Annotated in this window: 9 protein-coding genes; 3 read left to right on the forward strand and 6 right to left on the reverse strand. The window is 38.6% G+C overall.

The features are described 5' to 3' along the window. Nucleotides 1-188: 188 nt before the first annotated feature. From murJ to ACXYMX_RS14230, 3 genes are read right to left on the reverse strand one after another with little or no spacing between them, the layout of a single operon-like run. Entirely contained in the window at nt 189-1,472 is a 1,284-nt protein-coding gene (gene murJ, locus ACXYMX_RS14220; RefSeq protein WP_459044914.1) for a murein biosynthesis integral membrane protein MurJ, read from the reverse strand. A 10-nt stretch (nt 1,473-1,482) separates the two neighbouring features. Next, entirely contained in the window at nt 1,483-2,577 is a 1,095-nt protein-coding gene (locus ACXYMX_RS14225) for a glycosyltransferase (protein WP_459044915.1), read from the reverse strand. Beyond that, complete coding sequence (locus tag ACXYMX_RS14230) at nt 2,578-3,726, reverse strand: polysaccharide pyruvyl transferase family protein (protein WP_459044916.1); 1,149 nt, start codon at nt 3,724-3,726, stop codon at nt 2,578-2,580. A gap of 296 nt (nt 3,727-4,022) precedes the next feature. On the opposite strand from ACXYMX_RS14230, the gene ACXYMX_RS14235 reads away from it, so the two are divergent. The 3 genes from ACXYMX_RS14235 (at nt 4,023) to ACXYMX_RS14245 (ending at nt 9,382) form a co-directional block, all read left to right on the forward strand. After that, nucleotides 4,023-4,964 (forward strand): C40 family peptidase, encoded by a 942-nt coding sequence (locus ACXYMX_RS14235; RefSeq protein WP_459044917.1) that lies wholly within the window; start codon nt 4,023-4,025, stop codon nt 4,962-4,964. Nucleotides 4,965-5,158: 194 nt separating this feature from the next. Then, nucleotides 5,159-7,033 carry an N-acetylmuramoyl-L-alanine amidase gene (locus ACXYMX_RS14240; protein ID WP_459044918.1) on the forward strand — a complete coding sequence of 625 codons (1,875 nt, stop codon included), beginning with the start codon at nt 5,159-5,161 and terminating at the stop codon, nt 7,031-7,033. 171 nt (nt 7,034-7,204) lie between these two features. Beyond that, the gene (locus tag ACXYMX_RS14245; RefSeq protein WP_459044919.1) at nt 7,205-9,382 is read left to right on the forward strand and encodes a 5'-nucleotidase C-terminal domain-containing protein; all 2,178 of its coding nucleotides are present in this window, start codon (nt 7,205-7,207) and stop codon (nt 9,380-9,382) included. A gap of 62 nt (nt 9,383-9,444) precedes the next feature. On the opposite strand, the gene ACXYMX_RS14250 is transcribed toward ACXYMX_RS14245, so the two are convergent. The 3 genes from ACXYMX_RS14250 to ACXYMX_RS14260 all read right to left on the reverse strand — a co-directional run bounded on the left by ACXYMX_RS14250 (nt 9,445) and on the right by ACXYMX_RS14260 (nt 12,343). Next, nucleotides 9,445-10,551, reverse strand: a complete 1,107-nt coding sequence (locus ACXYMX_RS14250; protein ID WP_459044920.1) for an S-layer homology domain-containing protein — start codon at nt 10,549-10,551, stop codon at nt 9,445-9,447. Between the two features lie 121 nt (nt 10,552-10,672). Further along, the gene (locus ACXYMX_RS14255; protein ID WP_459044921.1) at nt 10,673-11,752 is read right to left on the reverse strand and encodes a CapA family protein; all 1,080 of its coding nucleotides are present in this window, start codon (nt 11,750-11,752) and stop codon (nt 10,673-10,675) included. A gap of 132 nt (nt 11,753-11,884) precedes the next feature. Next, complete coding sequence (locus ACXYMX_RS14260; RefSeq protein WP_459044922.1) at nt 11,885-12,343, reverse strand: hypothetical protein; 459 nt, start codon at nt 12,341-12,343, stop codon at nt 11,885-11,887. Between the last annotated feature and the right edge of the window lie 238 nt (nt 12,344-12,581).

Below are 12,581 nucleotides of genomic sequence, written 5' to 3' on the forward strand. Positions count from 1 at the left end.
GTGGTGAAGTAGACCAGTTTTCAGTACGGATTCGAGATCCAAAGTCCAATTCGGTCTATTCTTCACCTCTACTATACAAAAAAATAGTAGTGCAAACCAATGCCTTGGTCTACACTACTAATCTTAGTATGTTTTCAGTGGCTTCCCTCTAGGCTGAGTGGATTTTTACGTTAAGTGTATCAAACAGTTCAAAGCTTCCATTTCCATTTTGAATAGACCCAAAGCATGATGAAGTTCGCAGCTGCACTAATAACGGTTCCATAGGCAATTGCTGAAGGACCCATTGAATCGATGAATAGATAAATCACCAATAAATTAATTCCAAAAACACTGATGGCACTAAATAGAACCGGGATCAATGAATTCCCTTTTGCATAATAAAATCGAGTAATGTATGTATTTGCAGCTAGGAAAAACATAGACAGTGTGAATGCTTGAAATATCGGCAAGGTCAATGCAACGGACTGCTCATCAAAACTCCCACGTTCAAACACAAGACGAATGATAGGTTCTGCAAAAAAGTAAGCAACTACCGTCGCCGGAACAAGTAGTCCAACTAAATAAAGCAACCCTTTTTTGTACAGGCGACGAATCGTTTCCGTATCCCCTATCCCTTCCTTTTTACTTAAAAGAGGATAAATAACGGTTGTTACAGCAGTCATCATAATTGCCTGGGGAAATCCGGTTAATTTGGAAGCGTAGTTGACGGAAGAAATTACGCCTTCGCCTAACGTATCCGCAACAATACGGTGAATGACAAAATAAAATTGCAACGATGCCCCGCCGAATAAGATTGGAAGAGCAATTACCCAGACACGCTTAACGTCATCAGACATCTTAAACTGTGGCTTAAGTGAATAAAGTTTTGACTTTCTGAGTCCGATGAAAAGAAATAAGCCCATCAAAATAGCTCCAACTAAGGCTCCGATTCCATACGATTCAACCCCGAATTGACGCGTGAGTACGACTCCAACGCCTACAAATACAACATTATAAATAAGTACCGAGATGCTTGATAAATTGAACTTCCCATTGATATTTAAAAGCCCACTCATCCACGTCGATAAAACAAGGATGATTGTCGATGGCATCATCCAAAGAAAAAGTTTGCGAACGAGTAGATAATCATCCTGTTCCAAGTCTTTAAAGAACAAATTAAGGAGCGGGTCTGTCAAAAGCATTAAAAGAACTGTAATTGAAACCGCAGCAAGTAGTACCGTCGCAAACGTCTTACGCACGAAAACCTCTTTATTTGTCTTCGTTGAATGATAAACAGAAATAAATGCTGTCGTAAGTGCCCCGCCGACAACTAAGTAAATGAAATTTGGAATTGTATAAGCTGTAGTTATTGCATCCGCTGCAGTCGAAGTCCCATATTCATGACTGATTGCAACTTCCCTAAGAAAACCAAACAATCTTGCCACAATATTAATGATCGCTACTGCACCTATGATTTTCATTAGCTTATTCATTCAATCGCTCCTACCGCTTTCCTACAGACTCATAAATACGAAGTAGCTTTCGCTCAATCGTTACAAATGAATGACTCGCTACAACTTCCTCACATACTGCTTGATTCACTGCTTCCGATTCTGGATTAAGTGCTTCTTGAAGCCCTGTAACCAAGGACCCCACATTTTTTGGTTCGACTAAAATCCCCGCTTGATTCGCCAATAAATAGGATAATCCACCAACGTCTGTCCCAACCACTTTCGTACCTACAGCCATTGCCTCCAATGCAACAAGTCCAAAACCTTCATGGTAGGAAGGTAGTACAAGTACATCGGCGGAATTCATCCAGTGAACAAGACTCTGTTGCGCTTGTGGTTCTATAAAATGAATGTCTTCCATCTTAAGTTCGTCAATTCGCGCCTTCAACTCGTCTACAAATTGTTGGTTTTTCTGCGAGCCCATAATATATAAAGTTGCATCGTCCTTCGTTTCTTTCAATGAATGGAACGCTTCTACAAGTTCAAGAAGTCCTTTTTCACGAATTACATTTCCTACAAAGAGAACGATATTTCCTTTATCATCAAGGCCAATGTTACGCATGCTCTCCTGTTTCGGTGAGCGCTTAAAAATAGACGTATCTACTCCCATGCTGATCACTTCAACCTGCTTCGCTGGAACCTCAAACTTAGCTGTTACATCTTCTTGTAATTTTTCACCAACAACGATAACAGAGCCTGCTTCATTCAATATCTTCTTTGTTAATTTTTCAATAAGCGGACTTTTCGCAGCCATTTTGTCAATATCCCCACCATGAACAGTAACTACATAGGGAATGCCCAACATTTTTTTACCGATCAATGAAATGAAACCTGTAGGGAAAGCATAATGTGCATGCGTTAACGCAAGGTGTTTTTTGTTCTTCACCATATAAATAAAAGAATGGAAAAACCACGACATGTATTTCTTTACTGTCGTAATTTTTCCTTTACCTGGATTTTGTATTGTTGAAACATCGACTTGTACGCCGGCTGACTCTAGAAGTTTCACTTGATTCTTCACGAAAATACCATAAGTCGGATGTTCGCTTGACGGATACATATTACTTAGAACGAATATCTTTTTCATTTACTTGTCCTTCCCCGCAGCTAGGAACTGTTTCATACCTAGCTTAGCCATGTTCCTCATTTTATCGCCAAGGTTCTCAGCTTCTTCAATTTTCGCCGTCCAGTCCTTGTCCATTAATTCTAAAATAGCAATTAAAGAATTTCTGTCTTTCGTTAAATCTTCAATTCCGATTGTTCGTTCACTCATTTCAACCATCGCCATAAAGTCAGCAACCTTATGGTGGTATGATATCGCCATTATAGGTGTATCTGCATTTGCAGCTAGGTATAACGAATGGAGCCTTGTCCCGATTATTAAATCTTGGGCGGCACTTATCTTAATGATCTCTTCTGGAGATAAATTCTCCTTATTTACAGTCACTCGGTCTTGGTGCACCATTCGATTAAAAACATCGACCGTTACGTCTACATCATGTGGATATTTTGTCGAAAACAAAGTGATTTCAACATCTTTTTTCTCAAGTATTTCATCCAAGTTTTCTGCCATACCTTGAACATAGTTTTCATACTTCACATCATTCGCTTCTGGCCAATAAGCAAGACTGTAATATGGAACGACTGTCACGCCTATTTTATGTATTCGGTCTTTCGACTTCTCAATCGGCGTTGCAGGTAGCGCAAATGATGGATCACCTATTAGTTGTATGTCTCTTCGTACGCCAATTTTCTTGAGCAATTTCAACGAATCAGGATCGCGGACCGATGCACTTTTTGCACGACCAACGAGATGCCGTATAAAGAATTTACCCATCAAAGAATTTATGGGGCCTGCTCCACATCCGTAAACGATGTAGGGGACCTTACCTCGTTTGGCCATAATTCCATAGGAACCAAACAACTGTGCTTCACGGTTATAAAAATCCATTAATATTCCACCACCACCAATAATAAGCATGTCCAACTCTTGGATTAGTGGGGAATTCTTTTTGATTGTTTCGAAAAAAGTTAAGATTGAAGAAGATCTTTTATAGTAAAGTGGAGCAGATGATACACCGAAACGATTCGACGTTTGTGGTGGATTATTACTGAAGACGCAAATATTTCTTGCCGGTAAATCGAATTGAACCTTAAGCTGTTCAATGATTCCTGCAAGAATTGCTTCGTCTCCATTATTATTATTTCCATAGTTACCAACAATGCCTATTTTCATTAAGTTTCTTCCTTTATAAAACGATAATCATGATAAATAAGTATAGCATAGTTTCCCCTAAAAACGACACTAGAAACAACCCGGCTAAATTAAGTCGGAAAACCTACACAATAAAGCCCCTAAACATGTATATTTCAACGGAATACGATTCCAACAATGACAATCGCTTACAACTTGTAATGCACTTGTAACACAACTGTAATCAAAGGCATGACTTTTCTATGTTAAGATTACGTCAGATAAAGCACACAAGGAACTTTAAAGGTACCTGTGCGAAAGGGGAAATTGAGATATTTATGAAACGTTTCTTAGTCGTTTTTTTAGCAAGCATATTGATTTCAACATCCATACCCGCTATGGCATCAGCAAGTTCATTCACTTCATTATTAAACACTGCAGAAAAATATATTGGAGTCCCATACAAATACGGAGGAACAACTACTTCCGGCATTGATTGTTCAGCGTATACGCAAAGAGTATTTCGCGAAAACGGAATTACAATACCACGTGATACAGTTTCACAGTATGCACAAGGTACACCCGTTTCAAAATCGAATTTACAACCTGGAGACTTAGTATTCTTTAACACGAATGGAAGAAGAGTTTCTCACGTTGGTGTTTACATCGGTTCGAATAACTTTATTCATGCATCTACGAGTCGTGGTGTAATGATTTCATCAATTTATGATAAATACTATTGGGGTAGCCGTTATATCGGTGCACGTCGAGTGAAGGACTTTACGCCAACACCACCACCTGTTGTTGTTGCAAAGCCGGCTCCACCAGTTGTCGCTAAACCAGCACCAGTAGCACCTAAGCCTGTCGCTATACCTTATCCAACACGCGCAGAAATTGCGGACACGTTAGCAAATGAATTAGATTTACCTACAACAAACACTACTATTCCTTTCAACGATGTAACTACTGATCATCCGAAAGTAGATGCTATCTTAGCTGTAGCAGATGCAGGTATTTTCACAGGAAGTAATGGAAATTTCATGCCAAACGGTAACTTGACACGTTCTCAACTTGCTAAAGTACTTGTCGAAGCGTTTGGACTTGAAGGTCAATCCGCTATTACTTTTAAAGACGTTCCACAAGATCATGAAGCTTACGAGTACATTGCAATTCTTTACCACAATGGAATTACAACAGGTTATGAGGATGGAAACTTTGGAGTTGCTGATCGAGTAACAATGTCACAGTTTAAAACATTCATTGACCGTATTAGTAAATAATTCAATTGTTATTCTGGGAATTCCGTTCACGGGATTCCCTTTTTTATACCCATACACTTATTCCTGCTACAAAGTTCCTTCTATTAAATGCGAATTTAACAAAATTCCCCAACGTTTAGTTATATTTTCTCATAGCTTAATAGTTTAGTAGTTGGTACACTAAATCTACATCTTCATAATATAGGGAGGGCATCATGAAAATACTAAGATGTGCAGCATTACTACTCATTTTTACAACTATTGTTTCTTTGGCCCCTGTTAAGTCATACGCACAGACTTCATTCAAGGATGTAAAAGTCAGTGACGAATATTTTAAAGAAGTAAATTACATAGCAAATAAAGATATTATTAGTGGCTATACCGAAAAAGATGGAACAAAAAGTTACCGACCAGAAAAAAACATCACACGCTTCCAAGCAGCTAAAATGGTCGTTGAAGCGTCTGGCAATCAAAATTACAATGCCAACCACATTACTTTAAAAAACATACGGCCTGGCACTGAAGAATACCATTACATTAGTAAAGCCGTTGCGTTAGGATTCTTTAAAACACAATCGGACGGAAGCCTTAAGCTAAACGAACATATTGATCGAGCCGAGCTTGCGTACGCTCTTTCAAAAGCTTTCAACCTTTCAACAAATATTACTGAAAATCAACCAACTATATTTAGCGACATTAATCAAGGCGATTCTTACATTAATGGCCTTTATTATGCCGGTGTTACGAGAGGTAGTAATGGGAAATTTGGTAAATCTCAATTATTAACACGAGGTCAATTTGCTTTGTTTGTTGCCCGCGCTTTGGACAAACAGTTTGCATTGCCAGTCCAATCTACAAACTCTAACTCGATCGCTCAAGGTAAAGTAAATGAAGACAGCCTGAACGTCAGAACAAGTCCAAGTGTCTCATCAGGAAATGTTATTGGTTCACTTAAAAAGGGACAGAATGTTACTGTTATTAAAGACGATGGGGATTGGGTAGAAATTAAACACTGGAGCCGTCCAGCATTTGTATCTAAGAAATATATCAACTTTTTAGATTCAGATTCAAAACCTATCGGCAGTGCATCCTATTTCGCGAAAATCAAAACGGATGGTACACTCCTAAACGTTCGTACGCTTCCTTCTACATCAGGTACTATTATCGGCAAGTTAAATTCCGATGATGTTGTCGAGGTATATGGCATTAAAGGAAGTTGGAGCTTAATTTTAGTGAATGGAATTCCAGGTTACATTCATTCGAACTATACAGTTCCCGTTCAGGATGAAATTGAAACTCCTACTCCCCCATCACAAACAACTGGGGATCTTATCGGTAAAGTAACTGTTTCTAGTCTTAATGTTCGAGCTTCCGCGAGTACTGGGTCTGCTATTTTAAGCAAGTTAAGTTTAGGTACAAAAGTAGATGTTCTTTCTTTAGAAGGGACTTGGGCTAAAATTAAATTTAATACGAACGATATTGGTTTTGTCGACAAGACGTTCTTGAAGTTACTAAACACAAACCCAAATGAACCTCTTAAAAATCGCATCATTGTCCTTGATCCTGGTCATGGAGCTCATGACCCTGGAGCAAACCGGGCAGGTGTCACTGAAAAAAGCATTGCTTTAACCGTTTCGAATCTTGTCTCTGAGAAATTAAAAAAAGCAGGTGCAAAAGTATTAGTTACTCGTTCAAATGATACGTACCTTACGTTGCAACAGCGGACTGATTTTGCAAAGAAATCATACGCAGAAACATTTGTCTCAATTCACGTAAACGCAGCTTCCAGTACCGCGGCAAAAGGTACTGAGGTTTGGATTGATTCAGCTACAAATCCAAATGGATCAGAAAGTAAAGTATTAGCTAGATATGTTCTAAATAACCTTGTTCGAGACGCCGGTATGGTGAATCGAGGGGTAAAAGACACAAACTTCTTTGTTATTCGAAATAACAATGTAGCTGCTATCCTGATTGAACTTGGTTTTATTTCAAACAAAGATGACTTTGCAAAACTTACCAACAGTAGATTTCTAGAAATCTATGCAGAGTCCATCTATCAAGGGCTTGTACAATACTATTCTATTGATTAATGAATTAGAACCAGAGAAACCTTAAATGGTCACTCTGGTTTTTTTATTACTTTTCGATAGTTTGTATAATTCGGAAAGGACGGGTATAATTAACATAATTGGTGTTTTGAAATCATTCAAACTTTTGATTCGACAAGAATGCACCAATAAAATGGAAAAAGGATGTGTAGCATGAAGAAAAGTATTTTTAATATTTTCGCTGTCGCAATTCTCTTATTCAGCATGTCAGGTTTCTCACCAGTATCAGCTGCTGACTCAACACCTGGAAGTTTTAAAATGACTGTATTCCATACCAACGACACACATGCAAATCTTGCTAACTTTTCAAAACGGGCAGCACAACTCAATGATCTTCGTGCAGAGTTCCCGAACAACCTCCTTCTTGACGCCGGTGATGTATTTTCTGGCACCCTTTATTTCAACGAATTTGAAGGGCAAGCGGATATTGTCGCAATGAATTACTTAAAGTACGATGCGATGACATTTGGTAACCACGAATTTGACCTTGGAAGTTCTCCGGATGGTCATAAGTCGCTTGTTGATTTTATTAAAGCAGCCGAATTTCCACTCGTAGGCGCTAACCTTAATTTTTCTCAAGATCCACTATTTGATGGTTTACAATCTCGTACGATTACAGAAACACCAGAAGATGGAAACATTTATAATGGAATCATTAAAGAAGTGAACGGCGAAAAAGTTGGAATCTTCGGATTAACAACAGAAGAAACCGTAGATATTTCTAGTCCAGATAAAGTAGTTTTTTCGAATTATATTGATGAAGCAAAACAAGCAGTTGCTGATTTTGAAGCTGCAGGCATTAACAAAATCATTGCAATTACACATATCGGTTTCGATGATTCTGATTTAGTTGACAATGATAAGTTACTTGCCGCAAATGTACCTGGCATTGATATTATCGTAGGTGGTCATACACACAAAAAACTTGAACCTACTTTTGTTACGAATGAAGATTCAGAACCTACTCTAATTGTACAAGCTAATGAGTATAATAAATTCCTTGGTCAACTTGACGTCACTTTCAATCAACAAGGAGTGATTACTGATTATGACGGTAAACTTCATACAGTACCTGGAGCTAAGGATGAAGACGCAAAAGTAGATGAAGTGGCTGCTGCCCTTATGAAACCTTTTGACGATAAAGTAAATGAAACAATGACGAAACAGACGGAAGCAACAGCAGGTGTATTCCTAAGCGGTCTTCGTAGCCTTGGTGGTGTTCGCGCAGGCGAAACAAACCTTGGAAACATTATTACCGACGGCATGCTTTCTAAAGCAAAAGAGATTCAACCGAAGACTGTTCTTGCGTTCCAAAATGGAGGCGGAATTCGCCAATCAATTCCAGTAGGGCCGATTACGTACGGTCAAGCAATTTCAGTACTTCCTTTCGGAAATACGCTAGCACTTATGGAATTAAGCGGTAAAGAGCTAAAAGCTGTTTTCGAACATTCTGTAAGAGATTATCCTAAAGAATCAGGTGCATTTCTTCATATTTCAGGAATGCAACTCGTTTTCGACGGTAAAGCTACTTCCGGCGATCGTGTAGTTTCAATGATGGTTGACGGTAAAGAAATTGAAATGGACAAGATGTATCACGTCACGACAAACGTTTTCACTGCAACAGGTGGAGATGGCTACGATATGCTGAAAGCTGCATACGATGAAGGTCGTGCAAGTGAACCAGGTTTTAGCGACTGGGAAAACTTTGTGAATCAAATGGAATCTATCGGAACGATTAAAACAGGTCTTGAGGGACGTATCCTAGCACAAGTTCCATTCACCGATATGTCAGTTAAGAATTGGTCGTATCAGTATGTTTCCGATTTATATTATCGCGATCTAGTAAACGGAACTACGCCTACTACATTCTCTCCAGCTACTCAATTGACACGTTCACAAGCTGCTTCTTTACTTGTTCGTGCATTGGATTTAAAGGCAGAGAATGCAGCACCATTTACTGATCTTGGCAAAGTCGGCGATGCAACGAAATCTGAAATTGCTGCTGCATTTGAAAATGGATTAGTAGTTAATAACGATGGAAAATTCAAGCCAGCTGAGTTAGTAACTCGCTCTCAATTAGCATTAATGATTAACCGCGCGTTTGAGAACTATACGGGTGAAAAAATAACAGCTTCTGCAAAAGCTCCTTTCACGGACTTTGGTAGCTCTGATGAAGAAACAGAAAATGCAATTTCCGTACTTTATGAGCTGGGCATTGCAACAGGTTCTGCAGGGAAATATATGCCTGCACAACCAACATCACGCGATCAAGCAGCAAAAATCATTTCTAACTTTATTTATAACACGAAACAAATGACAAAAGCAGAATAACGACAGAAACAAAAAGACCAGAACCGCCTCTCTCGAGAGAAGGGCTCTGGTCTTTTTTTCGATTAATTCAGCTCAACAAGTTCTGCAAAAACATGCCCATTATCTACCGTTCGAATCAATCCTACATTCGGTGCATAGAAATAGTGCCATCCATCTGCATCTTTTACTTCAATGACATTCTTATATATTTTCGCCCGTATGCTTACTTCCTGGCTTATTGATACGACAGTACGGCTAGTTGAATTTAACCCCCACTTCTTCCCTACATACAATGGATAGTGTAGTTCGGGCGAAGGTTCCTCACCATAGGATTCGCAAACAATACGATCAAAATAACGACACCCTATTTCAAACAAACCTTTTTCACTTTCATTTGCAATAAAATAACCTTCACTTGCTCCATCTTGTTCTTTCCATAAATCCCAACTTGATGGCCCTGAATACTCTAGATCTGATTTTTGCAGTTTCGTTTCAATTACTTCACCGTCATCGTAGTAAATCCATGAATAGGTTTTCGTCCTATCCTTAAGAAAACTAGGAGCTTTATTAACTTCAGATGGTTTGAATCGATCCTCTAACATTCGGGCAACAAAGACTGCAAAGTGCAGGCGGGAAATGTTATTGGCTGGTCGATACGTACCGTCTGCATAGCCTCCTGTAATGCGTTCGGAAGCAAGGGTCGATATGTAATCATGAAATCCATCTGAAGGCGGTACATCTAAAAAAAATGTAGTTTGTTTGATTGCTAGTTTTTTAGATTCCACAATTACCTTCGCCATTTGACCACGCGTTAAATGATTATCTGGATCGAAGAATTTCGTTCCGTCTTTAGCGGTCTTTCCTGAAATAATACCAAGTTGGACAGCTTTCGCGACTTCCTTATATCCATAACTCTTCGGATTCATATCTGTGAAGTTTGGATTGGGTGCTGTAAAATCAGTAATTTCAATCGCATCCAATAATATTTTGATTGCATGAAGTCGTGTTAATGGGTTCTCAGGTCGATACAAACCGTCTTCGTACCCACGAATAATAGACCTCTCTGACAGGTAATCAACTTCTTCTAGATACTGTTTAACATCTGGAAATTTTTTAGCATCAACTTTGGCTGAAGGGAATACATAACTGAAGAGCAAGACGAACATTACAAGTACACTTACTTTTTTCATCCAACGACCTCTTTCACTTTAAATTAACTAACTTCAAAAGATGATTTCTATCTCTGTAGGTAGAGGATGAAATACTAGGGATTCTCAATCAGTGGTAGTTCCGATTTGTTCTTATTATTGATTACCAAGTAGGAACGCCTAAATGATTAATGGCCCACTCTTCTCCGTAAATCGCCTTTGCTCCTGCTTCTTTCAATGGGATAACTTGAAATCTTTGTGCCGAATCTTTAATTACTGCTGTTGGGAAAAAGTTCGGTTCATGAATTTTTGTCGATGACTTCCCCGCAATGCTTTCTTTCGTTGCAGAAATCTTTGCAATTCCACCTATATTTGTAGAGTCAAATTGTTGTGCCGAATAGAAATTACCGAGCGAATAAAACACCTTTGTTTCATTTACTTCATCATACTTTTGAAGCACATGTGGGTGATGACCAAAAATGATATCCGCACCTAGTTCAGAAACAAACTGAGCCAACTCTTCCTGCTCACTCGAAGGTTTTAGCTGGTATTCATTCCCCCAGTGCATAGATACAATCATGACATCTACGAGATCCTTAAGTCGTTTAATTTCTTTCTCCATTCGCTCACGTTCAATGAGAGACACTAGATATTCTTTTCCTTGGGGAACCGGAATTCCATTCGTACCATATGTATAAGCCAATATACCAAGACGAACCCCATCCACATCCACAATTCGATCAACAGCTTGGTCTTCAAAAGACGAATATGCGCCAACATACGGCATATCGTATTCTTTAATGTTACGAATGGCACTCATTGTTCCTTTTTCAAGACGGTCAATTGTATGGTTGTTTGCAATCGACAGCATATCTACACCATTCGCTTTCAAATCTCTTACAATATGTTTTGGACTATTAAAGCTTGGATAACCCGAGTATCCAAGTTCTGCGCCACCAGGCATAGATTCTTGATTCGCCAAAAGAAAATCAATTCCTGTTAACTTTTCTTTCACACTTGCAAATGCAAAATCATAGTTGTCATACGTATACAACGGATTATGAAGAAGGATATCGCCAATCATTCCAATTGAAATGGTAGTTTGGGTCGAATGAATGTCCATTACAGGGATAGTTCCACGACTCGTAAAATCGTTTGGAATGTCTATTTCCACTGATTTTCCAGAGGTACAACCACTTAAAACAAATGCCATAACTAGAAATAGTAAGCAATTCTTTTTCAATAAATCATCTCCATATCCTTGTTGTGCTACTTCCTATTATAGAGTATTAGCGATGAAAGAGATAGACGACTTAAAGATACCGCATGAAAGTCTATCGACTCTCACGCGGTATGATTAGTTATTCTGAATAACTCATTTTAGTTCTATTAACTCTAACACCGTTTCGCCAAAAGCCACTAGTTTAATTGTCCCAACGTTTGGTGCATAATACAGAATGTCATTGTAATTACTTTTCACTTCAATTACATTATGAAAAGTTCCGGCTTTCGTTGTTACAGTTCGATCAAGAGATACAATTGTGTAAGTTCCTGGTGCGAACATAGTCGTGTCCCATTTCTGCCCGATTGATAATGGGTATTTAAGGTACGTAATTGAGTCGCCGTTACAGTTTGTCGTTGCATCCACACAGTTTTTAGTGAAATAACCATTGCTATTTTCTATCTCAATCGAATACCCCACATCTCCCTCCGAGTCTACAGATTTCCATAGGTTCCATCCAGGGGTTCCAGTATACTTGGTTCCCGCATATGTCATCGTCTCGAGCCAACCACTACCAAATACTTCATATACATACGTTTTCGTTTTATCCATTTGATAACTTTTCGCTACATTAACTGCTGCTGGTTTAAAATCATCGTTTAGCATTTCTATAGGTATAATTGACTTTACCGAATATTTTAATTAATGAACTTAGGTTTAAAGTTCCATTTAACAAATAATAATAATCCGATATAGTTAGTCAATCCACCAAACTACTTATTAGTATAATAGCAAGAATACTCTGAACAATTTCTGAACAAATTCACCAAAATTAGCGAAAAACAACAAA

The sequence above is a fragment of the Sporosarcina sp. CAU 1771 genome (genome assembly GCF_054482775.1).